Source organism: Arthrobacter sulfonylureivorans (genome assembly GCF_022637435.1).
GTDB classification, from domain to species: Bacteria; Actinomycetota; Actinomycetes; order Actinomycetales; family Micrococcaceae; genus Crystallibacter; species Crystallibacter sulfonylureivorans.
Genome location: NZ_CP093326.1, coordinates 1,103,420 through 1,126,134 on the forward strand (window position 1 = coordinate 1,103,420; position 22,715 = coordinate 1,126,134).

Genomic DNA, 22,715 nt, shown 5'->3' on the forward strand with positions numbered 1-22,715 from the left:
CGGAGGGGGGACATGTCAGTGGAACGTGCTGACCGTAATGCGCTGGTGGTTGAAAACCTCCCGCTCGTCGGATATCTGGTCTCCGAAGTGTGTGCTAAAGCCACTCATCTTTCCCGCGACGATCTCGCCTCTGCCGGCTCCGTCGCCCTCATCACCGCAGCTGATGCCTTCGACCCAACCCTTGGGGTCCCCTTCGGAGCCTTCGCCCGACGGCGGATCATCGGCGCCTTCGCGGACGAGATGCGGGCCATCGACTGGGCCCCCCGCTCCGTACGCAAGCGCATCAAGGAAACTCTGTCCGTCCGCGAAACCCTGACCGCAGAGCTGGGCCGCTACCCGAGCGTCGACGAAGTTGCTGCCGCCCTTGGGGTGGATCGCGAGACGGCCGAGGCGGCCCTGGACGACGCATCCCGGACGGTCTCCGCGCTAGATGACACCACGGCCGAGCTCCTGGTTTCCGAAACCGCGTCCCCCGAGGGCTCCCTGCTCACTGAGGAACGTCTCACCTTCCTCAAAGCTGCAGTGCACAACCTTCCCCCGAAAATGCGCTACATCGTAGAGCAGATCTACTTCGAGGACCGGTCCGTCAAGGAGATCGCCGAAGAGGTCGGTGCCACTCACTCGGCCGTCTCCCAGCAGCGCTCCGAAGCCATCCGCCTGCTCCGCGACGGCCTCCACACCCACTATTCCGACGACGGCGGTGCCTCCTATGTGCCCGAGTCGCGGATTGCTCCCTCCCGCAGGAACGCGTACCTGACGGCCCTGGCCGACCAGACGGTCGGCGGCATCACTCGCTTCACGCGCCAGCACCAAACAGCGCAGGCTTAAGTCAGTCGTAGATCGACTAGAGGCGCTTATTCCGCCGTTGATCGACCAAGGCGCGCCAGCGCCGCGTGGAGATCTGGAATATTTTTAGAAATCTCCTAACCAACCCCGAACTTCCTCCGATAGCTACAGTTGCCAGCCCATGGACGGGCCGGTGAATTTGTACCATCTCATGGAGGAGTTTCATCATGGCTTTCGCCATTAACACCAACGTTGCGGCCCTGAACTCGTACCGCAACCTGTCTAACACCCAGAACGACATCTCCAAGTCCTTGGAGAAGCTCTCCACCGGCCTGCGCATCAACCGCGCTGCCGATGACGCAGCCGGCCTGTCCATCTCCGAGGGCTTGCGCGCGCAGATCGGCGGCCTGACCGTTGCTGCCCGCAATGCCCAGGACGGCATCTCGGTCATCCAGACCGCTGAAGGTGCTCTCACCGAGGTCCACTCCATCCTGCAGCGAGTTCGGGATCTGTCTGTTCAGGCAGGTAATGATTCGAACAACGCTGACGCACGCACGGCAATTCAGACCGAAATCACGGCTCTTGGTGATGAATTGACCAGGATCAGCGCATCGACGAACTTCAATGGCACCAAGCTCCTGGATAAGTCTGCTGGGGTTGCAGGCGTCCTGACTTTCCAGGTTGGAGCCGGAAACGTTGCCGCCGCGGACCAAATTGACGTTGATCTCAATGGTGCTGATGTCAAGGCCGTAGCCGATGCAGTGCTCCTGATCGATGTAACGACCGACGCGACTACCCGTCTCGCGGCAATTGGTGCTGCCGACACCCAGATCAAGAACGTCTCAACTGCTCGTTCCGATCTGGGTGCAATCCAGAACCGTTTCGAGTCCACGATCAAGAGCCTCAACATTGCAGCCGAGAACCTGTCGGCATCGGAGTCGCGGATCCGCGACACCGATATGGCTTCGGAAATGGCTAAGTTCACCAAGAACCAGATCATGTCCCAGGCCGGCACCGCAATGCTGGCCCAGGCGAACCAGATCAACCAGGGTGTGCTGCAGCTCCTCGGCTAAACCGGGTAGCTAACGGCTGAATGCGGCCCGGCAGCGAGGCGAATGAATTGGACCTCACAGTCTTCGCTGCCGGGCGTCGGCATTCGCTCTACTAAACAGGCTTCTTTCAGGAGGAACTGGCGTGGCGTTTTCGATTGGTGGAATGATCAGCGGTTTGGACACCGCGACCATGATTAACCAGCTGATGCAGCTGGAAGCGCGTCCGCAAGCCCTTCTGAAAAACAAGGTCTCCAGCACCCAAACGCTGGTCAGCGCACTTCAGGCCCTGAATACGCGAATCTCCGACCTAGGAAAAATCGCAGCTGACACAGGCAAGGCGAACGCGCTCGCTATCTACTCGGGCAAGAGTAGCTCGGAGAAAGTCTCAGTGACGACTGCCCCAGGCGCTTCCGCTGGAGCGATCGATATTGAAGTCGTCGAACTTGCGAAGGCACAGGTCACAGTTTCCGCCCTTCTTAGCGACTGGCCTGAATCAGCGACCGTCCTGACGATTGCGCTCAAAGACGGCCAAGTCACTGTGGACACTGAGGGCAAGACCTGGGACCAGATCGTTAGAGAAATCAACGAATCCGGAAAGGGCATCACCGCAACAAAAGTCTCAGTCGGAGATGCAGCCAACCCCGATTTTCGCTTGCAGTTCGCTGCAAAGGAATCCGGCGTCGAAAACGCCTTCACCGTTTCCACCGACGATGCGTCCTTCACGTTTGACGACGTCGCTACTGCGAAAAACGCGAAGGTAAAGCTTTGGGCCGGAACCAACGTCGAACAGATCATCTCCTCGTCCTCGAACACGTTTACCGATCTTCTTCCGGGTGTAAGCGTTACCTTGGGGGCTGACGCGGCTAACGGTGACAAATCCACCATCACCGTCACCCGCGACGACGAAGCAGTGACGGCGAAGGCCAAGGCTCTGGCAGATGGCTTGACCGGGCTGTTCGCCTTCATCTCTAAGAACTCATCGGTCAACGTTTCCACGTCCACAGGGTCGACGACGACCAAGGGCGGGATCTTCACCGGCGACAGCAGCGTGCGCGATATTGAGCAGCGCATGATAAAAGCAGCGATCAGTCCGATCGATGGGCGGTCGCCGTCGGAAATCGGCATCAGCATCACCAAAGAAGGCACCATCGAATTTGATGCCGAGAAGTTCGGCAAGGCGATGAAGGAAGATTCCGCCTGGGCCGAGAAGGTGGTCCAAACGATCGCCGGCCGCGTCGAGACTGCCTCCAAGGAAGCATCGGATAAGTACGACGGGCAGATCACCAAGCGCATCCAAGGCCAGGAATCGCTGGTCAAGAACCTGAACGAACAGGTGACCAGTTGGGACACGCGGCTGGCTTCCCGGCGCTCCACGCTGGAGCGCACGTGGGCCCAGCTGGAAGTAACGCTGAACAGCCTGCAATCGCAGGGCGACTGGCTGAATTCGCAGCTCGCCACCTTGCCGGCATGGGGGAGCACGAAGAAATGACACTGACCTACGGGCCGGGCTTCGGAGCCCAGGCAAAGCGGAACCAGTTCCAGCGCGACGCGATCATGTCCGCCACGCCGGCGCGGCTGCTGACCATGCTGTACGACCGGCTGCTGCTGGACCTGAATCGGGCCGAGGCGGCACAGCAGGCCCAGCAGTGGTCGGTGGCGTCAGAGAACCTGATCCATGCGCAGGCCATTGTGTCCGAGCTGATGTCCACGCTGAAGACCGATGTGTGGGACGGGGGAGAGGGCCTGAAGGCGCTCTACACCTACACGCTGAACGCGATGATGAACGCGAACATCCACCGCGATGCCGCGCGGACCCGCGAGTGCATTGAGCTGCTGGAACCGCTCCGGGAGGCTTGGCACGAGGCAGCGGAGCAGCTCCCGGCACAGGGTACCCGCGGTGCCGGCATGGGCGGCGAACTTGGCATCGCCTGAGATGCCGGCGAACGACACGGAGAACGTCACCGAGAACGTCACCGAGAACGCTGCCAGCGACCTGCGCCGCTGGATCGAAGTGCTCGATGAGCTGGAGCTGATGCTGGCAACCGCTGCCGAAGCCGCGAGCGAGGGTGAAGAGCCGGACGCAAGCCGGCGCACCGCCGTCGTGCTGTGGAAGGCACCGCAGGGGCTGGGGCCGATCCCGAACGAACTGGTGGAGCGGGCCACAAAACTGGCAGCCACACAGCAGGAAGCGATCCGCGAACTACGCGCGGATATGCGGCAGAACCGGCAGGAAATGGCCTTCCTGGATGCCGTTCCCAGCCGTGGCGCGTCGGACCGTTCGGTCTACCTGGATGTAAACGGTTAACCAATCTCAAGATTTACCTAACGCACTCCCGTCTGCGTGCCGATAGCTGGATAGTGAGCACGGATAGCTCACCGAACAGGCCATGGATCGGCCGACCACATGCCAGTAGTGAGACGGGTCTTGCTGTGTTCGAATCTGTGACGGGTGCTGCCATGCAGAGCGCCCTGGACGGCCTCGCCATGCGCCAGCGTGCCATCGCCAACAATATTGCGAACGTGAATACCCCCGGCTACCACGCCCAGCGCGTCCAGTTCGAGGAAGCGCTGGCCAAGTCGGTGGCCCGCGGGGACGGCAGCGCCAGCGCCAGCATGGACCGCTCGCTGGAGCCCACGCGGCTGGACGGTAGCAACGTCAACCTGGATACCGAGACCCTTTCCAACATTGAAACTGTGCTGCGCTACCAGTTCGCAGCCCGTGCCGCGGAGAGTCCCTTCAGCGGCGTCCGCACGGCGATGAGGACCAACTGATGACTTTCGACGCCATTGGAATCGCCGGTACCGGCCTGACCGTCCACCGCAAGTGGCTGGACGCTGTCTCCGACAACCTGGCCAACGCCAACAACGCCACCAGCACCGACGGCGCCGCGTTCCAGGCCCGCTATGTGGTGGCGCAGGAAGGCCAGGGCGTCTCCGGCGTGTATGTGGCCGGGGCAGAGTTCGGCGACGCCGAAGGCACCATGGTGCATGAGCCGGACCACCCGCTGGCCGACGAGAACGGTTACGTCCGCTACCCGGACATCGACCTCTCCCAGCAGATGGGCAGCCTGATCATGGCCCAGCGCGGCTACCAGGCCAACGCGGCAGTGGTGGACCGGGCCAAATCTACCTACGAGGCCGCCCTGCAGATTGGACGCAACTGATGCCGCTCTCTTCCATTCCGCCGATCCAGGGCGTGACCGGCACCGGCTACCTGCCCGCGGCCGAGGCCCCGCAGTCAACCAACGGCGTAGGCTTCGCCACCTCGCTCACCGGTGCCGTCGACAACCTGCAGCAGCTGCAGTCGACGTCCAACGAGCTGGCGATCCAGGCCGTCACCGGCGACCTGAACGACATCCACAACGCGACGCTGGCCTCCACCCGCGCCGCGGTGACGCTGGAACTGGTGGCCGCGGTCCGGAACAAGGGCGTTGACGCCTTCAACGAGATCATGAGGATGCAGGCCTAATGCCCGCCACAGTCTCCTCCTGGCTATCGCGGTTGGGTAAAACCATCCGCGAGTTCACCGTCGCGCAGCGCACCATCGCGATCATCGGCATCGCCGTCGTCGTCCTCGGCATCGCTGCCCTGACGGCGTGGGCGTCCAAGCCCTCCTACACGCCGCTGTTCTCCGGGCTGGCCGCCGCCGACGCCAACACCATCGTGGAGCAGCTGCGCACCGACGGGGTCCCGTACGAACTCACCAACGGCGGCGGCACCATCCTGGTCCCGGAGGAGAACGTCTACGACCAGCGGCTCAAGGCCGCCTCGGCGGGAATGCCAAGCTCCTCCACCGGCGGGTATTCGCTGCTGGACGACATGGGCGTGACCTCTTCCGAGTTCCAGCAGTCCGTGACCTACAAGCGCGCGCTGGAAGGCGAACTGGCCAACACCATTGAAGCGCTCGACGGCGTCAAGACCGCCTCCGTGCGGCTGGCCATCCCGGAGCAGACGGTGTTCGTCTCCGAGAAGGGCGAGCCCACCGCCTCCGTCTTCGTGGACACCGAGCGGACCACGCTGGGCGCCGACCAGGTCCAAGCCATCGTCCACCTGACCTCCGCGTCCATCGACGGGATGAAGCCGGAGAACGTGGCCGTGATCGACGCCGCCGGCACCGTGCTGTCGGCCGTCGGGGTGGGCGCCACCGGTTCCGCAGACAAGCAGGCCTCCGACTACGAAGAGCGAGTCCGCGCCTCCGTGCAGACCATGTTGGACCGCGTGGTCGGGCCCGGCAATTCCTCCGTAGTGGTGGCCGCGGACATGAACTACGAGTCCGCCGAACGCGTGGAAGAAACCTTTACGACGCCGGACGGCGCACCCGCCTTGAATGAGTCCACGCAGACCGAGGAGTACGAGGGATCCGGCGGCGGCGCGGCCGGGGTGCTGGGCCCGGACAACATCGCCGTCCCCGGCGACGCAGCCGGTGACGGAACCTTCACGTCCGAGTCGGAGACCAAGAACAACGCGCTGAACAAGGTCACCGAGACCCGGGCCATCCCGGCCGGCGCGATCAACCGCCAGACCGTCTCCGTGGCGCTGGATGCCGACGCCGCCGGGGCACTGAACCTGGCCAACATCGAGGGCCTGGTCACCACCGCGGCCGGCATCAACGCCGAGCGCGGCGACGAGGTCACCGTGGAACTGGTGCCGTTCAACACCGCCGGCGCGCAAGCGGCCGCGGAGGCCTTGGCCGCCGCGCAGGCCGCGGAGGAAGCCGCGCGCCAGGCCGAGCTGATCCGCACCGCCATCATCACCGCGGGGATCGTCCTGCTGGTGATCATCGCCCTGCTGGTCTACGCCCGCTGGTCGCGCCGCCAGAACCGCGAGCCGGTGGATCTGGGCGAGCTGCAGGACTTCCAGCCGGAAATCGAGGCCCCGCAGGAACTGCAGTTGAAGCCCGTGATTGTGCCGGAACCGATCCCCGTCACCGGACCGTTGACCACCGCACTGGAACTCACCGGGCCGCCGGAACTCTCCGACGAACAGAAGGACATGAACCGGAAGCGGGCGGAGATCGACGCCCTGGCCGCCCAGGAACCGGACAAGACCGCCGACTTCCTGCGGTCCTTGATGGATGAAAAGCAGAACGCATGAGTGAGCTATTGACCGCCCTGACCGGCACCCAGAAGGTGGCGGTGGTGCTGATGCAGATGGAACAGGCCCGGGCCGCCGAGGTGATGAAGCGCTTCAGCGAGGCTGAGGCCGACCTGATTACCGCCGAACTGGTGGGCATGGGCCATGTGGATCCCGTGGTTGCCGAAGAGGCGTTCAGGGAATTCCACGACATGACGGTCAAGGGCCGGCGCCGGCCCCGCGGCGGCAAGGAGTTCGCCGCCGGACTGTTGGCGGCCTCCTTCGGCGCGGAGAAAGCTGCCGGTGTGCTGGACCGGCTGGCCACCTCCCTGGCCGGCAAGCCGTTCGAGTTCATGGACGAGGCCGATCCCAGCCAGCTTGTCACGCTGCTCAGCGGTGAGATCCCGCAGACCATTGCCCTGGTGCTGGCGCACATGCGCCCGGAGCAGGCCTCCGCGGTGATTGCCGGGCTGGACGAGTCGGTCCGGGCCGAGGTGGCCCAGTGCATCGCCACCATGGGCACCGCCACTCCGGAGGCCGTGACCATCGTGGCCGAGACGCTCAAGGTGCGGGCCGGCGCCGTCGTGCCCCGCCAGCAGGTGGAGGTGGTGGGCGGCGTGCAGCCGCTGGTGGACATCATCAACCGCGCCGACGTCGCCACCGAACGCGCCCTGCTGGAGGCGCTGGACGAACGCGACCCGGAGCTGGCCGAGGAAGTCCGCTCGCGGATGCTCACCTTCGAAGACATCACCAAGCTGGAACCGCGCGACGTGCAGCAAGTGCTGCGCGGCATCGAGATCGCGGTGCTGGCGGTGGCCATGAAGGGCGCCAGCGAACCGGTCACCGAACTGATCCGCAAGAACGTCTCAGAGCGCAACCGCGACATTCTCGACGACGAGATCAACGCCACAGGCCCGCTGCGCATGTCGCAGATCGAAGAGGCCCGCGCGGACATCGTGCGTTCCATCCGCGAGCTGGAAGCCAGCGGCATCATCACGGTCCAACGCGGCGTGGAGGAAGACGAATATGTCTACTGACGCGACGTTTTCCAGGCTGAGCTTCCCGGAGCTGAACACCGGGGCGAAGAACTTCTCCAAGGTGGCCTACACCGAGCTGCGCAGCGACGACGAGGCGCAGGAGCGGGCGTTCGAACAGGCCAAGGTCCGCGGTCACGCCGCAGGCTACACCGCCGGCATGCGCGAAGGCGCCGAGATGATGCGCGCACGCCAGCTGGCCATGGAGCAGGACCACACCGCCATGATGGCCGACGGCCGTGCCCGCGTGCAGCAGGCGGTGGCAGCGCTCGGTGCTGCCACGCGTGCGTTGGAAGAACGCGCTGCACCGGTGCTGGCCGCCGCGCAGAACACGCTGGCCGCGGCAGCCATCGAGCTGGCCGAGGCCATCCTGGGCCATGAATTGTCCGACGGCCATGCCTCCGCGCGCTCGGCCCTCACCCGGGCACTGGCCGGGGTGGATGCCTCCCGGGTTCACACCGTCCGGATGAACCCGGCCGACCTGACCATGCTGGCGCCGGAAACCCGCAGCCAGGCCGGCGTTGGTTTCAGCCCCGATTCTTCGCTGGCCCCAGGCGATGCGGTCACCGAATTCGCCGACGGCTTCCTGGACGCGCGGATCCGCACGGCGCTGGCCCGCGCCAAGGCCGCACTGCTGGAGGTGCCGCAGTGACCGCCGTGGCCTGGCGCCCGCGCGCCGACCGGTTCGCCGACGCGCTGTCCGCAGCCGCGCCCCAGCGCTACGGGATGGTGTCCTCGGTGGTGGGCCTCGGGGTCGAAATCATTGGCCTGGATTGCGCCATCGGCGACCTGGTGGTGATCGGTGAGGGCCAGGGCGTGGAGGCCGAGGTGGTGGCCACCAACCGGGACAGCATCCGCTGCATGCCGCTGGGCCGGCTCACCGGGATCAACACCGGCACCCCGGCCAAGGCCAAGGGCGTCCCGGTGCTGGTACCCACCGGCGCCGGGCTGTTCGGCCGGGTGCTGGACGGCATGGGCCGGCCGATCGACGGCAAGGGCCCGCTGGTCTTCGATCAACTGGTGCCGCTGGACAACGACACCCCGTCCGCCATGCACCGGGCACGGATCGAGACCCCGCTGCAGCTGGGCGTGCGTGTGCTGGACACGCTGACCACGGTGGGCAAGGGCCAGCGCATGGGCCTGTTCGCCGGTTCGGGCGTGGGCAAGTCCTCGCTGTTGTCCATGATCGCCCGCGGCACCGACGCCGAGGTCTCCGTGATCGCGCTGGTGGGGGAGCGCGGCCGTGAAGTCCGCGAGTTCCTCGAGGATGACCTGGGCGAGGCCGGCCTGGCGCGCTCCATTGTGGTGGTCTCCACCTCCGACGAGCCCGCGCTGATGCGGCTGCGTGCGGCCTTCACCGCCACCCGGATCGCCGAGTCCTTCCGCGACCGCGGCGCCGACGTGATGCTGATGATGGACTCGCTCACCCGCGTGGCCATGGCCCAGCGCGAGATCGGGCTTTCCGTCGGCGAGCCTCCGGCCACCCGCGGCTACCCGCCGTCGACCTTCTCCGTACTGGCCCGGCTGCTGGAACGCGCCGGCACGGCCGAGACCGGCTCGGTCACCGGCATGTACACGGTGCTGGTGGACGGCGACGACCACAACGAACCGATCGCCGACTCCGCCCGCTCCATTCTGGACGGGCACGTGGTGCTGGACCGCAAGCTCGCGGTCTCCGGGCACTACCCGTCGGTGGACCCGCTGGGTTCGATCTCCCGCGTGGCGTCCAAGGTCAATACACCGGAAAACTCCCGCGCCGCCGCCGCCCTGCGCAAGGTACTGGCCGCCCGCAAAGCGGCGCAGGACCTGCTGGACGTGGGCGCGTACCAACCCGGGTCCAACCCGATGGTTGATGCGGCCGTGCAGCACGAAGACGACATCAACCTGTTCCTGCAGCAGCGGATGGACGACCAGACGCCCGCCGCCCAGTCCTGGGATCAGCTGAACCGCCTGACCCGCACCCTCGGAGGTATGTAGAGATGGCTCGATCCTTCCCCCTGGCCGGACTGCTGCGGCTGCGCCAGCTCCAGCAGGACCAGGCCGCCGGCCATCTTGCCGCCGCGAACAACCGCGCCCGCGAGTCCGGTGCCCGGGTGGTGGCCGCCCGGAACGAGCTGGGCGAGATTATCAGCGAGGTCTCGGACGCCACCACGCTGCATGCCGTGGCAGCCGCCCGGTCCGCCTCGCGCAGCATGCTGGCCGACCTGGAGAACCTGGACCGCACCCGGCAGCACGAGGCCCAGCAGGCGCAGCAGGAGTTCCTCGCCGTGCGCAAGCAGTCCGTGGGGCTGGAGAAGCTGGAAACCCGGCACGTTGAGGCCGAGGCAGTCGAGGAGCTCCGCCGCGAGCAGCTGGTGCTGGACGAGCTGTCCATCGGCGCCCGGGGCGGTGACGGACGATGAGCATGACTGACACCATGGGACGGATCCAGCAGATCCAGTCCACCCTCACCCAGCTCACCCAGCCGGCCGTTGCGGCCGATGCCGCTTCGGGCACGTCCGGCAGCGGCAGCACCGGCGGCAGCACGGCAAGCACGTTTGCCGATGCGCTCACCGCCGCGACCCGTAGCTCCACGGTCGGCGGTGCCTCCGGCATGGCCGCGACCGGAACCGCGGCGACCGGGTCCGCCGCCGAACTGATCGCTGCCACCGAGAAGTACGTGGGCCTGCCCTACGTCTGGGGCGGCAACGATGCTTCCGTCGGGCTGGACTGCTCCTCCTTCGTGCAGCACGCCTTCCGCGACATCGGCATCGACCTGCCGCGCGTCACCTGGGACCAGATGAAGGAAGGCACCCCGGTAGCCTCCATGGCCGACGCCAAACCCGGCGACCTGCTCTTCAGCTTCGACGGCGGCCACGTGTCCATCTACCTGGGCAACGGCAAGGCCATCGATGCCCCGCAGCCCGGCGACACCATCCAGGTTCGCGACGCGTGGGAGAACGACTCCAACATCACCGCCATCCGCCGCATCCTGCCCGATGAATCCACGGTCCAGGCCGCCGGCGGTGTTGGTGGCGCTGCTACCGGCGCTGCTGCCGGCTCAAGCGCACTGACCGCTGACCAGCAAAGCGCGCTGACCGAACTGATCGGCGCCGCCCAGCTCTCCACCTCCACCGGACTGGGCTCGATGCTCAGCGGCCAGATCGGCACCGCCGGCGCCATCAGCGCCATGCTGTCAGGCCAAACCGGCAACGGTGGCCTCGCCTCCATGCTCTCCGGCCAGGGCTCCGCCGGTTCCGGACAATTGACCGACCTGCTGGCCACCGCACAGGCAGCCATGGCGACAGGACAGAGAGCATGAGCCTCCCCGTGAACTCCCTACCCATCGCCGCCGCCGCTTCGCCGTCCCGTGGCAGCGGGTCCGGTTCGCGCTCCTCCGGCCCCGGCTTCGACGCCGCGATGCAGGGCGCGCTCCAGCAGGGTGCTGCTTACTCCGCGAAGCCCTCAAAGCACGACGCCGCCGCCTCCACCGGGGGCACCGCGGCTGCCGCTGGCAACGCCGGTCAGGCGGGGCCAGGTCCGGCCGCCGGCGGCGCCGCAACGCCGCATCCTGACGCCAATGGCAAGACAGCGACTGAGGTCAACGCGATTCCCTCCGGCGACGCGGCAGTTCCTGCTGGGACAGGTGCAGCTACACAACCCAGCGGCGCAGCGGCCCCATGGCTTATGGTTACGGGTCCAGCTCTGCCCGCGGACGACGCTGCCGGTGCCGCAACATCAGCAGAAGGCGAGGCCGCGGCCGCTTCGCAGTCCACTGCGCCCGGTGATGCGGTGAACGTCACGGCAGCCGTCACCGAAAGTACCGGTGGCTGGCCCGCCGCGGTCGGTGCTCCGGCAAGGGATGCAAGAGCACCTGGTGGCACCACAACCGCGGCCAGCACTACTACGTCGCATACTGGCCTTGCGGTACCCGGTGATCAGCCTGCTGTCCGCCTTGTCCATGGGCAGAACGTCACCGCGCCCGGCGCAGGAGGCCCCACTCCTGCCGCGGCCGCGACCGCGGACACGGCCGGCGCGGGAACAACCGCTGGTGCTCCTCTAACCGGGGTCCCCACTGCGTCTGCAACCGGAACTCCCGCTGGTGCTCCTGTAACCGAGGTCCCCACTGCGTCTGCAACCAGACCCCCCGCTGGCGCCGCTGCAACAGCGGCTCCAACCACGTCTGCAACCGGAACACTCGCGGGGGCTCCGGGCCAGGCCGCCGTAGTCGCCGGAAACGTACCCGCGGCCGGAGCCGTCGTGGCGGCGGCGGTTGGAACAGGGGAAGCAACGCAGAACCAGTCGGCTGCTTCGCTCGCGCAAGCTGCCCCGACCCAACCACCAGCGCAGGCGAGCACAGCTACTCAGCTGCCCACCGGCGTCGTACTTCCCGGACAAATGCTCCCGGGCAGCGCGACCCAAGGTGGGCTCGCTTCGACCGAAGGGGCAAGCGCAGCCGCAGCCGCAGCCACGGCTTCGGTCAACGGTGCCCGTGGCGAGGCCGAACAGCTGCCGGTCAACGGCCCGGTTCCGGTGTCCGCCCAACCTGCCCCGGTGTCCCAGACCGCGGCAACGGCCCCTACCTCGGCGCCAGCTCCCGTGCCTGCACACCAGCAGTTGCCCTTCACCGCGCAGGTGGCCAGACCGCTGTTCACCCTGGCGCAGGCCAAGCCGGGCGAGCACGTGATGACCATCAGCGTCACGCCGGACAACCTCGGTCCGGTCACGGTCCGTGCCCACGTGACGGGGGAGGGCGTGCGGGTGGAGCTGTTCGCGCCGAACGAGGCCGGCCGCGAAGCCCTGCGCGCCATCATGGCCGACCTGAAGCGCGATCTTGCGTCGACCGGCATGAACGCGAACCTGGATTTGTCCAACCAGAACCGGCCCAACGATGACCGCCCTGGCCTGCAGTTCGGGCCTGATGGCAGGCCCTCCGGCCGTTCGCAAGGCCAGGACGGCCGACCGGGAACATCCCCCGGAAGCGGCGCTGTCAAAGACACCACCGATCCATCCGCCCTGAGACGTCCCTACGGGATTTCGACCAGCCTCGACGTGCTGGCCTGAGACAAGGAGAACCATGCCCACCGACTCAGTCACGCCCGTTGGCACAGTCACCCCGACGTACACGGCCCCACCCGTCCGCGCGCCGAAACAGACCATGGACGGCGAGATGTTCATGCACCTGCTGGTCACCCAGCTGCAGAACCAGGACCCCAGCTCGCCGATGGACACCAACCAGATGATCTCGCAGACCACCCAGCTGGCCATGATGGAGAGCATCGCCACCATGACCACCACCAGCGAAGAGAATTTCTCGCTACAAATGCGCGGTGTAGCCGCGGCGCTGGTGGGCCAGCAGGTGAGCTACTACGGCCAGGACGGCTCCCTGATCACCGGCACAGCCACCTCGGTGTCCTACGCAGGGCCGGTCCCGCAGGTCATCGTGGACGGCAAGGAGATCCCGCTGGACCTGATCGCCGGGATCAACGCCGCCGCGCCGGCGGAGTCCGGCTCCGGCGGAGCTGACGACGCCGCTGCCTCCTCTGGTGGTTCCGGCAGCGACGCCTCGGGGACCAGTGGGGGCGCCGCCTGACTTGTTGTGTCCTCAAGCCGCTTTTGCAAGCAACAGATTTTCCCAGTCACTGAATCACTCGTCCGTTCCACGATCCGAAAGGCGCTGATCATGCTCCGCTCGCTCTACTCCGGAATCTCCGGTCTCCGCTCGCACCAGACCATGCTGGATGTCACTGGCAATAACATCGCCAACGTCAACACCACCGGCTTCAAGGCCTCCTCGGTCCAGTTCCAGGACACCCTGTCCCAGATGACCCAGGGCGCAGGCGGCCCGCAGGCCCAGGCCGGCGGCACCAACCCGGCTCAGGTGGGCCTCGGCGTGCAGGTTGCCGGCATCTCCACCAACTTCACCCAGGGCTCCTCGCAGGCCACCGGCAAGGCCACCGACATGATGATCTCCGGCGACGGCTTCTTCGTCACCACCAAGGGCGGCGAACAGCTTTACACCCGCGCCGGCGCCTTTGAGTTGGATTCCACCGGACGCTTGGTCTCCCCGGACGGAGCGATTTTGCAGGGTTGGATGGCTGCGAACGGCCAGATCCCGGTCGGTGGTCCCGTTGGCCCCATTGATCTGTCCCCCGAAGCGATTTCGGAAGCGAAAGCGACAACGGAGGCTGAAGTCTCGGGGAACCTGCCTTCGGAAGCAGCGGTCAACGATCGTTTGGTCCGTGATGTGGAGATCTATACAGCTGACGGAACCAGATCGACGTTGTCGTTGACATTCCAGCGCACTGCAGCCGGTTGGGACGTCAAACACACCAACAGCGCTAACACCGAAGTCACCATTGGACAGCTGGAATTTACCGATGGCAAGATGACGCTACCCACTGCTCCGGTTGCTCCTTTTGACGCAGACGGCATCGACATCGATATCTCAGCGCTCACAGGTTATGCAGGTATGACCACGGTCGGCTTCGAGAGCCAGGACGGCCGCGCTGCTGGCGCACTGGAATCCTTCACGATGGCCAATGACGGAACCCTGATGGGATCCTTCAGCAATGGTCAACAGGCTGTTGTTGGTCGCATCGCTTTGGCCAACTTCACCAACCCGGGCGGCCTCGAAAAGGCGGGCTCGTCGTCGTACCGTGCCACGGCAAACTCCGGCCAGGTTGAGTTGGGTACAGCCGGCACGGGCGGACTTGGCACGCTGGCCGGCGGCTCGCTGGAAATGTCCAATGTGGACCTCTCCCAGGAGTTCACCAACCTGATCGTTGCGCAGCGCGGCTTCCAAGCCAATGCCCGCATCATCACTACCTCCGACGAAGTGCTGCAGGAACTGACAAACCTGAAGCGCTAGTCCGGAGGCCCCAAGCCACCACCGAAGTGCGGCTGCCCGACCGTTCGCGGGCAGCCGCAGCGGCCGTCTGCACCGTTCGCAGGCGGCCGTTTTTCGTGACCAGCGCGTTGTACTCCTCCGCCTGCCGGTTGCCCTTTCGGCGTCCACTATCCCTACACATTCGACTGTTTCGCTAGTGGGTCGAATGTGTGTGCGAATAAAATTGTGGTATGGCGCTTGCACCGTTGGACCGTACCGGGGAGATGGAGGACCCTCTCTCCGAGGTACGCGCCCTGATGCAGGACGTAGCTGTTTGGTTCGCCGCCGAGTCGGGTTCGCTGAGCACGCGGGAATTGGCCAACACCCTAGCGGCGGTCGAGGACGTTTCGAAGACGGTGGAATTCCTGCAGGCCGTCGGCGCCCATGCGGTGGAGCGGGCGGATATAGCCGCGAACGGTGAAACGGCAGGCGAACCCAGTGCCCTTGCGGACACGCCTGATTCCCCCGGTACGGCGGGGTGGGCCAACCCGGCCGCGGCCATAGCCGCCTCCGGGAACGATGCTGGCGAACGCGGCGGTATTGTCGCCGCGCGGCCTGACAGTGCGGGTTCGAAACAGCGGCAGCGCCGGCGCAAGACCGAGTTCCGGAACAACGCCGAGTACCTGCGCTCCCGGCTGGGGATCGGCATCGTCGAAGCGCGACGCCGACTGCGGGTCGGAAGAGTAATCACCGCGCCGGTGCGGTTGGACGGTGAACGAAGCGCTCCGGCTCTGCCCGCACTGGCGGAGGCGATGGCCGCCGGAGTGATCAGCGGGAACGCCGCGGTCCTTGTCACCGATTCGATCGGCCGGGCCCGCCATGCCGCCAACCCGGGGACCTTGGAAGCAATGGAGTCCTCGCTGGTCCGGCAGGCCGCCGAGGGCGACGACGATACGCTGGCGATGGTCGCCAAGACCTGGGAAACAGCCGTCGACCAGGACGGCGCCGAGCCTTCTGAGGAAGAACTGCGGTCCCGGCAGGGCATGTTCTACCGCGGCCGCCGCCGCGGGTTGCACCAGTTCGTCATCAATACCACCGACGACCAGTACGAGGCCCTGGCCACGGTGATGAACAGCGCCGCGAACCCGCGCATCCGCTCCGACGCCATCGAAACCGCCGCCAACAGCCGGACCCAAGGCGCCCCTGCCGGATCGGACGGCAACGGCACAGGCACCACCGCAACCACGGATGCCGGCACGGCCGGCACCGGCGTCGCAGATCCCGGCAGCGAAGATCCCAGTCACACCGACATGGACTGCGCGTCTTCCGCCCCCATGGGAGATGCAGAGGGCGATGTTTCGGACGTTGATTCACGTCCCGGCGGGGTGGATCCGGCGGTGGTTGCCGGAATGGATGGCTTCACCAGGGCGCAGAAGCTGCTGGCCGGCTTGATCGGTGCCTGCCGGATCGCCCTGAACGTGGACAAGCTTCCGGACTCGGGCGGGCACCGCACTCAAGTGATTGTGACCGCCGGTTATGAACAACTGGTCGGCTTGCTCTCTGGCGGCGGCAGCGCGGTCTTCAACGGGTCTCTGTCGGCCAAGACGGTGCGCCGGATGGCCTGCGATGCCGAAATCATCCCGGCGATTCTCGGGTCCAAGGGCGAGGTCCTGGACCTGGGCCGGTCCCAGCGGTTCTTCAGCCGGGCCATCCGTAAGGCGCTGCTCCTACGGGACAAAGGCTGCGCCTTCCCTGGGTGCAGCATGCCCGCGTTCTGGACCGAAGCGCACCACATCGTGCCCTGGTGGGCCGGCGGCCGCACGGACATCAACAACGGGGTCTGCCTCTGCAGTTTGCACCATGACCTGATCGAACAAGGCAACTGGGAAATCAACGTCATTGACGGAATCCCGTGGTTCACCCCGCCCGACTACATCGACCCGGACAGAAGACCACTGCGAAACTTGTACTGGCAAACGCACGTCCCGGCCAGGCCGCTCCGGGCTCCATAATGAAGCTGACCTTGCGCAGCGCCACCTGTAGTTGGCGCGACACGATGGCCGTTCTGAGCAGGGGAGTCCCCTCCACCGTTACTTGGGCGGCCGACTTGCGATCAGGAAGCCGATGACTTCGGGACCGCACCAGCCCGACGATGCGGGGTGACACAGCTGACAACCAGCCCGCTTAGCTAACCGCTGGGCGCGCGCGGCCGAAGGTAGTAGGTAGCGGCTCACCGGAGCCCTCGAGAAACCTGGGATGGGCTGATGATCGTAGTAACGCGGCTGAATGACAGCCAGTTTGCGGTCAACCCTGACCTGATTGAGCGCATCCACGCCAACCCGGACACCACGCTGGTGATGGTGGACGGTGCGAAGTACATCGTTACCGAGACGATGAGCCAGGTCATCGAGATGATCGCCAGCTACCGCGCCTACGTGCTGCATCTGGCCCGTGAACTGCCGCCTTCAGTCCACCAGCACAGCCATCCCCAACTCGGCCTTGTGCCCCCCGCGGTGTCTGCCTCCGGAGACGAGTCCGGGGACTCCGGTAACACTGTGCCGCTGCGCCCTAGGAATACGTAAATGGATCCCGCAACACTTATTGGCCTCCTGCTGGCCTTCGGCTCGCTCTACGCCATGATCACCCTTGAGGGTGCACACGTTGAGGCGCTCCTCATCCCGGCCCCCATGATCCTGGTTTTCGGGGCCACGATTGCCGTGGGCCTGGCCAGCACCACGCTCAAGGACGGACTTCAAGCGCTTAAGACGCTGCCGAGGGCCTTTACCGGAAAGGTGGCGAAGCCGCAGGTAGTCATAGACCGTGTGGTCGAGCTGGCCGAGAAGGCCCGCAGCGAGGGCCTGCTGGCACTGGATGCCGAGGCTACTGAGGAGAAGGACCCGTTCATGCAGCGGGCTCTGCAGAACATTGCCGACGGCACCGACGGCGAGGAACTGCGGATCCTCCTCGAAGACGAAATCAGCACGAAAGCGCGCGCCGATCGCCAGTCATCCAAGTTCTATATGAGCATGGGCGGCTACGCACCGACCATCGGCATCATCGGCACAGTCGTCTCGCTGACCCACGTGCTGGAGAACCTGTCCACCCCGGACACCCTCGGACCGATGATTGCGACGGCGTTCGTGGCCACGCTGTGGGGCTTGCTCTCCGCCAACTTCATTTGGCTGCCGATCGGCGGCAAGCTGAAGCGCCTCGCGGATCTGGAAACCGAGCGCATGACCCTGCTGATGGAAGGCATGCTGGCCGTGCAGGCCGGTAGCCAGCCGCGTCTGCTGGGGGAGCGGCTGCGGGCCATGGTTCCTGCACACGAGATGGGCACCGGCAAGCCGGCCAAGGAAGGCAAGTCCGGCAATTCCGACGACAAGCCCGAGGCCAAGGCGGCATGAAGTCCCGGCGGCCGCGCCGTCCGCTCGGCGAGGAAGAGGACGAGCACCCGGACGAGCGCTGGATGGCCTCGTATATGGACATGGTCACCGTGCTGATGTGCATGTTCATTGTGCTTTTTGCCATGTCCACGGTGGATGCGGCCAAGTTCCAACAGTTGGCCAATTCGCTGGCCACCGGTTTTGGTGTGGCTCGTACGCAGACCGTGGATACGGCCGAGGGCGTAGTGGTTCCTCCGGAACTCATCGACGAAGAAGGCCAGGGGTTCACCGCCGGCGACGCCGAGGAGGACACCGAGGGCGAGCGGAAGACCGATTTGGATCTGGCCATCGAGGAAGTCAGCGACCTGCGCAAGATCCAGGAGAAGATCACCAAGGGGCTGCAGGAAGAAGGCCTGGAAAAGGCGGTCCGCTTCCAACTGGATGAACGCGGCCTGACCGTCCGCCTGATCGGCAGCGAAACGTTCTTCGAGCCGGACTCACCCATACTCACGCGGCAGACCATCAAGATCCTGAACGTTGTGGGACCGGTGCTGAAGCCCGTCGGCTACGAGCTAAAGGTCGAAGGCCACACGGCGCAGGTACGCCATCTGGACCCGGGGGCTCTGGACTGGGAACTTTCCTCCGAGCGGGCAGTTAATGTGCTGCGGCATCTGGTGGAAGACAGCGGTGTGGTGTCAAGCCGGATCTCCGCTGTGGGGTTCGGCGAGTCCCGGCCGTTGAAGACCAGCGGGAGCGACGAGGATTTGGCGATGAACCGCCGCGTCGACATTGTGGTGCTCTCCGGCCAGCCCGAAGCCATCCGCAACCTGATGCCCGAAGTGCTCAAGGACCCTGCCGGCGCCGCCAAGGATGCTGCCGCCGAACGGGCGGAAGCGGTCCAGAAGGCGGCCGAAGCCGACGCGGCGGCAAAGGCCGCGGCCGAGGCAGCGGAGGCTGAAGGCTCCGAAGGAGAGTCGACCGAGCGGGTGGCCGGCGAGCCGGGTGCAGGAGGCTCCGGCGGGGGCGAAGTCATCACCGGCGGTAACGGCACGGTCGGGCCGGGCCCGAGCGCCACCTATGCGCCGGCGCCGGGCGGAAAGTCCGACGACCACTGAGGGGCTGGCTGGTGACAGCTCAAGGCGGGCCTTTAACATCCGGGCGCCATGGGCGGGCACCATCTGGCACCCTAATGCACCGCATCTCGCGGACTCCTAACATCGGGGATTCAGCTGCCGATAGTGCCTGCTGTGACGGTCCAGGAACATGTGCAATCTAACGCGCCCGAAAAGCCGGCCAGAGCCGTCGAAGTGTACGACTTCCGGAGGCCGACCACTCTGGCACGCGAGCATTCGCGCGTGCTGGAACTGGCCTTCGAAACGTTCGCCCGCCAGTGGGGCACCCAGCTGACCGCAAAGGTCCGGGTGATTTGCACTGTGACCTCTGAGCAGGTCCAAATGCAGACCTACGATGAGTACGCGGCGTCGTTGCCGGCGAGTACCGCCATGGTGCTCTGCGCCCTGGATGACATCACCGGCAAGGCGGTGCTCCAGTTCCCCACCAAGGCGGCGATGACCTGGGTGGACCACATGCTGGGCGGAAACGGCACCCACAATTACCCGGACCGCAAGTTCACCCAGATTGAACAGGCCCTGGTCAGCCGGCTGATGGAAGATGCGCTGGAGGACCTGCGCTACTCGCTCGGCTCGCTGCTGACCACACCGATCAGCCTGGACCAGATCCACTACAACTCGCAGTTCGCCCAGGCGGCGGCCACCAACGACCTGATGATCGTGGCGACGTTCGAGATCCGCGTGGGTGACCTGTCCGCACCGGCCACCGTGGCCATTCCGGCTGAGGTCCTGCTGACCCAATTGCGCGATTCGTTCGCCTTGAGCAGCCCGGCCAACGCCCGCAAACTGCTGGAGACCCAGCTGGTCCAGATTCCGGTGGATGTCTCACTGCAGTTCGCGCCGATGCGGGTCCGCCCGGGCCAGGTTCTGGACCTGTCCGTGGGCGACCTGTTGCCGCTGCCGCACCCGCAGCACCGCCCGCTGGATGTTGCCATCAACGGCGAATGTCTGGCCCATGCCGCCGTCGGCGCCAACGGCAACCGCCTGGCCGGAGTCATTGTTACAACCGAGGAGAACGCCCGATGACACAGACCCAGACCCTGCAGGCTGCTGCCGCCGACGCGCTCCTGGGGCTGCTGCCCACCAATACTCCGCTCTATGCGGTGCGCCAGGATGAAGGCGGGCCGCTGCCCGGGCAGGTGGCCTCCGCCGTCGTTGGTTCCTTCGTGGGCGGCACGTCCGCCGATGTGGCGCTGGTGGTGGCCGACCAAGCCGCGCTGGCCGCCGCCGCCGGTACTGATTCCCCGCTGGTTTCCGCCGCGGATCTGCTGCGTCCGGCGCTGGAAGCTGCCACGTCGGTGCTCGGCGCCGGCGTGTTGGGGGAGGCACACGTGGCCAACGCTGCGACGCTGTTCTCCGATCCGGAAGCTGCCGTGTTCAAGCTCACCGGCGGCGACGGCGAGGCCGGCGGCTGGTTCGCCATCCGGCTGCGCGAGAACGCTGCCGGCAGCGGTGTGGACGAGTCCGTGCTGGCCAAGCTGGGCCGCATCAACAACGTGGAGATGGCGCTGACCGTGGAGATCGGCCGTACGCGGATGTCCGTGCGCGATGTGCTGAATCTGGAACCGGGCGGCGTGATTGAACTGGACCGCTCGGCCGGCGCCCCCGCGGACGTGCTGCTCAACGGCCGCCTGATCGCGCACGGCGAGGTTGTCGTCGTCGACCAGGACTACGCCGTGCGCATCACCAAGATCCTCGATGTGCCCGAAGGACTCCTCTAAATGGAGACCGTGGCCCTCGCCCTGCGGGTAGCGCTCTCGCTGGCCGTGGTGCTCGGACTGCTCTGGGTGCTGCAGCGCCGCTTCAGCCGCGGCGCCCGCACCGGCGCCCGCAAGCTGGTGCGCGTGGTGGAACGTCAAACCATCGGGCCCAAGGCTTCGGTGGTCGTGGTGGATGCCGACGGCCAGCGTTTCCTGCTGGGTGTGACCGACCAGGCCGTGAATGTGCTCGACACCCGCGAGGCGCCGGCGGAGGAAGAGGCGCAGCACTCCCACCGGGCTCCGCAGACCGCGTCGGACAGCTTCGCTCGGCTGCTGGAGCTGGCCACCGGCCGTGCGGCAGGCAAGGACCAAGCCGCTGTCCGCGCCCGAGTGCGCGCCGCGGGGACCGACCGGGCAACAGCCCAGACTGCAGCCCAGTACGACGGCGGTGCCTCGCCCCACCGCGCTGCGGCACCTGCCGTCGGCGAGGCGTCCGGCCCGTTTGATGCCGCGGTAGCGGGTTCTTCAGCCGCTCGCTTCGCTGGCTCCTCCGACGTCCCGCGCCGTGCGGCCCGCCGTGCTGCGGTGCAGCCGCAGCCGGTGGACGCGGAAACAGACGGCTACGACCAGCGGTCTGTCGAGCAGGAATTCGACGGCCCAACGTTTGACGAGCCGGGCCAAGAGACAGAGGTCATTCCGCTTCGGCACGCCGGCCTGTACCCGATCGAAGGCGGGCGCCGCTCCGAACGCACCGGCCGCCGGGCCTCCCGGGCCGCCGGCTGGCAGGAGCAGGTGCCGGATTCCCCGCTGGCCGGCTCCATCCTTTCTCCGTCCACCTGGAAGCAGACGGCCGAAGCCCTGAAGCAGGTCCGTTCGCGTTGAGCATCACCGGCACTCCGGCCCCGACGGCAGGCCGCTGGCCTCGTCTGGCCACCGCAGCACTCCTGGCACTCCTGCTGGCAGTGCTCTTTGCCGTAGCCGCCACACTGCTGAACGCCCCGTCCGCGTCTGCGTCGCCGGTGGCCCCAGCACCCCCGGGCGACCCGTTCGCGCCAACGGAACCGGGCTCGCCGGACGGTGACGGCGGGTTCTCGGTGGAGATCAACGGTCCCAACGGCACGCCGTCGTCGGCCGTCATTACGCTGCTGGGCATCACCCTGCTCTCGGTGGCCCCGGCGCTGCTGCTGATGATGACGTCCTTCACCAACATCTTCGTGGTGTTGGCGATGACAAGGAACGCGCTGTCCCTGCCCTCGATCCCGCCGAATCAGGTGCTGGCCGGGCTGGCCCTGTTCCTGTCCCTCTTCATCATGTGGCCGGTGCTGACCCAGGTGAACGAGCTGGGCGTGCAGCCGTACATGGAGGGGACGGAGACGTTCACCGACGCGGTCTCGGCCGCAGCCGCTCCGCTGCAGAACTTCATGCTGGCGCACACCCGGCAGGAAGACCTGGCTCTGATGATGCGGGCCGCGGACCTGCCCAACCCGGAGAACCCGGAGGACGTGCCGCTGCAGACCCTGATTCCGGCGTTCATGATTTCCGAACTGCGCGCCGCGTTCATCATCGGGTTCGTGATCTTCGTGCCGTTCCTGGTGATTGACCTGGTGGTCGCCTCGGCGCTGATGTCCATGGGCATGATGATGCTCCCGCCGGTGATGATCTCCCTGCCGTTCAAGATCCTGCTCTTCGTGCTGGTGGACGGTTGGGGCCTGATCATCACCGCCCTGGTCGGAAGTTACGGTACCTAGC

25 protein-coding genes are annotated in these 22,715 nt (G+C 66.2%); all 25 read left to right on the plus strand.

The window, feature by feature from the left end:
• Window positions 1-18 precede the first annotated feature (18 nt).
• The 25 genes from MNQ99_RS05415 to fliP all read left to right on the plus strand — a co-directional run bounded on the left by MNQ99_RS05415 (window position 19) and on the right by fliP (window position 22,714).
• Entirely contained in the window at window positions 19-828 is an 810-nt protein-coding gene (locus tag MNQ99_RS05415; RefSeq protein ID WP_241915278.1) for a sigma-70 family RNA polymerase sigma factor, read from the plus strand.
• A 185-nt stretch (window positions 829-1,013) separates the two neighbouring features.
• Window positions 1,014-1,859: a flagellin N-terminal helical domain-containing protein gene (locus MNQ99_RS05420; protein ID WP_241914698.1), complete on the plus strand. Its 846-nt coding sequence runs from the start codon at window positions 1,014-1,016 to the stop codon at window positions 1,857-1,859.
• A gap of 121 nt (window positions 1,860-1,980) precedes the next feature.
• Complete coding sequence (gene fliD / locus MNQ99_RS05425) at window positions 1,981-3,327, plus strand: flagellar filament capping protein FliD (protein WP_241914699.1); 1,347 nt, start codon at window positions 1,981-1,983, stop codon at window positions 3,325-3,327.
• Window positions 3,324-3,770, plus strand: coding sequence for a flagellar export chaperone FliS (gene fliS, locus MNQ99_RS05430; RefSeq protein ID WP_241914700.1), 447 nt, complete (start codon window positions 3,324-3,326; stop codon window positions 3,768-3,770). The genes fliD and fliS overlap by 4 nt, the downstream gene beginning before the upstream one ends.
• Before the next feature lies 1 nt (window position 3,771).
• On the plus strand, window positions 3,772-4,143 hold the full coding sequence (locus MNQ99_RS05435; RefSeq protein WP_241914701.1) for a hypothetical protein: 372 nt from the start codon (window positions 3,772-3,774) through the stop codon (window positions 4,141-4,143).
• A 125-nt stretch (window positions 4,144-4,268) separates the two neighbouring features.
• Window positions 4,269-4,610 carry a flagellar basal body rod protein FlgB gene (locus MNQ99_RS05440; RefSeq protein WP_127511105.1) on the plus strand — a complete coding sequence of 114 codons (342 nt, stop codon included), beginning with the start codon at window positions 4,269-4,271 and terminating at the stop codon, window positions 4,608-4,610.
• Window positions 4,610-5,002: a flagellar basal body rod protein FlgC gene (locus MNQ99_RS05445; RefSeq protein WP_127511106.1), complete on the plus strand. Its 393-nt coding sequence runs from the start codon at window positions 4,610-4,612 to the stop codon at window positions 5,000-5,002. The genes MNQ99_RS05440 and MNQ99_RS05445 overlap by 1 nt, the downstream gene beginning before the upstream one ends.
• Window positions 5,002-5,307 (plus strand): flagellar hook-basal body complex protein FliE, encoded by a 306-nt coding sequence (fliE, locus tag MNQ99_RS05450; protein ID WP_241914702.1) that lies wholly within the window; start codon window positions 5,002-5,004, stop codon window positions 5,305-5,307. Before MNQ99_RS05445 ends, fliE begins: the two co-directional genes overlap by 1 nt.
• Window positions 5,307-6,932, plus strand: a complete 1,626-nt coding sequence (fliF, locus tag MNQ99_RS05455; RefSeq protein ID WP_241914703.1) for a flagellar basal-body MS-ring/collar protein FliF — start codon at window positions 5,307-5,309, stop codon at window positions 6,930-6,932. Before fliE ends, fliF begins: the two co-directional genes overlap by 1 nt.
• Window positions 6,929-7,948 (plus strand): flagellar motor switch protein FliG, encoded by a 1,020-nt coding sequence (fliG, locus tag MNQ99_RS05460; RefSeq protein WP_127511109.1) that lies wholly within the window; start codon window positions 6,929-6,931, stop codon window positions 7,946-7,948. Before fliF ends, fliG begins: the two co-directional genes overlap by 4 nt.
• Entirely contained in the window at window positions 7,938-8,597 is a 660-nt protein-coding gene (locus MNQ99_RS05465; protein ID WP_241914704.1) for a FliH/SctL family protein, read from the plus strand. The genes fliG and MNQ99_RS05465 overlap by 11 nt, the downstream gene beginning before the upstream one ends.
• Window positions 8,594-9,922, plus strand: a complete 1,329-nt coding sequence (locus tag MNQ99_RS05470; protein ID WP_277883602.1) for a FliI/YscN family ATPase — start codon at window positions 8,594-8,596, stop codon at window positions 9,920-9,922. Before MNQ99_RS05465 ends, MNQ99_RS05470 begins: the two co-directional genes overlap by 4 nt.
• A 2-nt stretch (window positions 9,923-9,924) precedes the next feature.
• A complete protein-coding gene (locus MNQ99_RS05475) occupies window positions 9,925-10,347 on the plus strand; it encodes a flagellar FliJ family protein (protein WP_241914705.1) in 423 nt (140 codons plus the stop codon).
• A gap of 2 nt (window positions 10,348-10,349) precedes the next feature.
• Entirely contained in the window at window positions 10,350-11,246 is an 897-nt protein-coding gene (locus tag MNQ99_RS05480; RefSeq protein ID WP_241914706.1) for a C40 family peptidase, read from the plus strand.
• Between the two features lie 1,076 nt (window positions 11,247-12,322).
• Window positions 12,323-12,988: a flagellar hook-length control protein FliK gene (locus MNQ99_RS05485; RefSeq protein ID WP_241914707.1), complete on the plus strand. Its 666-nt coding sequence runs from the start codon at window positions 12,323-12,325 to the stop codon at window positions 12,986-12,988.
• 13 nt (window positions 12,989-13,001) lie between these two features.
• On the plus strand, window positions 13,002-13,517 hold the full coding sequence (locus MNQ99_RS05490; protein WP_241914708.1) for a flagellar hook assembly protein FlgD: 516 nt from the start codon (window positions 13,002-13,004) through the stop codon (window positions 13,515-13,517).
• A gap of 90 nt (window positions 13,518-13,607) precedes the next feature.
• Complete coding sequence (locus MNQ99_RS05495) at window positions 13,608-14,795, plus strand: flagellar hook protein FlgE (RefSeq protein WP_241914709.1); 1,188 nt, start codon at window positions 13,608-13,610, stop codon at window positions 14,793-14,795.
• Window positions 14,796-15,004: 209 nt separating this feature from the next.
• Complete coding sequence (locus MNQ99_RS05500) at window positions 15,005-16,765, plus strand: HNH endonuclease signature motif containing protein (protein ID WP_241914710.1); 1,761 nt, start codon at window positions 15,005-15,007, stop codon at window positions 16,763-16,765.
• Between the two features lie 252 nt (window positions 16,766-17,017).
• The gene (locus MNQ99_RS05505; protein WP_241914711.1) at window positions 17,018-17,335 is read left to right on the plus strand and encodes a flagellar FlbD family protein; all 318 of its coding nucleotides are present in this window, start codon (window positions 17,018-17,020) and stop codon (window positions 17,333-17,335) included.
• Window positions 17,336-18,157: a motility protein A gene (locus tag MNQ99_RS05510; protein ID WP_241914712.1), complete on the plus strand. Its 822-nt coding sequence runs from the start codon at window positions 17,336-17,338 to the stop codon at window positions 18,155-18,157. It begins immediately after the preceding gene.
• Window positions 18,154-19,251, plus strand: coding sequence for an OmpA/MotB family protein (locus MNQ99_RS05515; protein ID WP_338423115.1), 1,098 nt, complete (start codon window positions 18,154-18,156; stop codon window positions 19,249-19,251). Before MNQ99_RS05510 ends, MNQ99_RS05515 begins: the two co-directional genes overlap by 4 nt.
• A 132-nt stretch (window positions 19,252-19,383) precedes the next feature.
• Window positions 19,384-20,292, plus strand: a complete 909-nt coding sequence (locus tag MNQ99_RS05520; RefSeq protein WP_241914713.1) for a flagellar motor switch protein FliM — start codon at window positions 19,384-19,386, stop codon at window positions 20,290-20,292.
• The gene (gene fliN, locus MNQ99_RS05525; RefSeq protein ID WP_127511120.1) at window positions 20,289-20,987 is read left to right on the plus strand and encodes a flagellar motor switch protein FliN; all 699 of its coding nucleotides are present in this window, start codon (window positions 20,289-20,291) and stop codon (window positions 20,985-20,987) included. The genes MNQ99_RS05520 and fliN overlap by 4 nt, the downstream gene beginning before the upstream one ends.
• Complete coding sequence (gene fliO, locus MNQ99_RS05530) at window positions 20,988-21,848, plus strand: flagellar biosynthetic protein FliO (RefSeq protein WP_241914714.1); 861 nt, start codon at window positions 20,988-20,990, stop codon at window positions 21,846-21,848.
• A 2-nt stretch (window positions 21,849-21,850) separates the two neighbouring features.
• A complete protein-coding gene (gene fliP, locus MNQ99_RS05535) occupies window positions 21,851-22,714 on the plus strand; it encodes a flagellar type III secretion system pore protein FliP (RefSeq protein ID WP_241915280.1) in 864 nt (287 codons plus the stop codon).
• The last annotated feature ends 1 nt before the right edge of the window (window position 22,715 follow it).

Coding starts and splice junctions, on each gene's coding strand:
- MNQ99_RS05420 (WP_241914698.1), top strand. CDS start 1,014: ATGGCTTTCGCCATTAACACCAACGTTGCGGCCCTGAACTCGTACCGC.
- fliS (WP_241914700.1), top strand. CDS start 3,324: ATGACACTGACCTACGGGCCGGGCTTCGGAGCCCAGGCAAAGCGGAAC.
- MNQ99_RS05435 (WP_241914701.1), top strand. CDS start 3,772: ATGCCGGCGAACGACACGGAGAACGTCACCGAGAACGTCACCGAGAAC.
- MNQ99_RS05445 (WP_127511106.1), top strand. CDS start 4,610: ATGACTTTCGACGCCATTGGAATCGCCGGTACCGGCCTGACCGTCCAC.
- fliE (WP_241914702.1), top strand. CDS start 5,002: ATGCCGCTCTCTTCCATTCCGCCGATCCAGGGCGTGACCGGCACCGGC.
- fliF (WP_241914703.1), top strand. CDS start 5,307: ATGCCCGCCACAGTCTCCTCCTGGCTATCGCGGTTGGGTAAAACCATC.
- fliG (WP_127511109.1), top strand. CDS start 6,929: ATGAGTGAGCTATTGACCGCCCTGACCGGCACCCAGAAGGTGGCGGTG.
- MNQ99_RS05465 (WP_241914704.1), top strand. CDS start 7,938: ATGTCTACTGACGCGACGTTTTCCAGGCTGAGCTTCCCGGAGCTGAAC.
- MNQ99_RS05475 (WP_241914705.1), top strand. CDS start 9,925: ATGGCTCGATCCTTCCCCCTGGCCGGACTGCTGCGGCTGCGCCAGCTC.
- MNQ99_RS05480 (WP_241914706.1), top strand. CDS start 10,350: ATGACTGACACCATGGGACGGATCCAGCAGATCCAGTCCACCCTCACC.
- MNQ99_RS05485 (WP_241914707.1), top strand. CDS start 12,323: ATGCTCCCGGGCAGCGCGACCCAAGGTGGGCTCGCTTCGACCGAAGGG.
- MNQ99_RS05490 (WP_241914708.1), top strand. CDS start 13,002: ATGCCCACCGACTCAGTCACGCCCGTTGGCACAGTCACCCCGACGTAC.
- MNQ99_RS05495 (WP_241914709.1), top strand. CDS start 13,608: ATGCTCCGCTCGCTCTACTCCGGAATCTCCGGTCTCCGCTCGCACCAG.
- MNQ99_RS05500 (WP_241914710.1), top strand. CDS start 15,005: ATGGCGCTTGCACCGTTGGACCGTACCGGGGAGATGGAGGACCCTCTC.
- MNQ99_RS05505 (WP_241914711.1), top strand. CDS start 17,018: ATGATCGTAGTAACGCGGCTGAATGACAGCCAGTTTGCGGTCAACCCT.
- MNQ99_RS05510 (WP_241914712.1), top strand. CDS start 17,336: ATGGATCCCGCAACACTTATTGGCCTCCTGCTGGCCTTCGGCTCGCTC.
- MNQ99_RS05515 (WP_338423115.1), top strand. CDS start 18,154: ATGAAGTCCCGGCGGCCGCGCCGTCCGCTCGGCGAGGAAGAGGACGAG.
- fliN (WP_127511120.1), top strand. CDS start 20,289: ATGACACAGACCCAGACCCTGCAGGCTGCTGCCGCCGACGCGCTCCTG.
- fliO (WP_241914714.1), top strand. CDS start 20,988: ATGGAGACCGTGGCCCTCGCCCTGCGGGTAGCGCTCTCGCTGGCCGTG.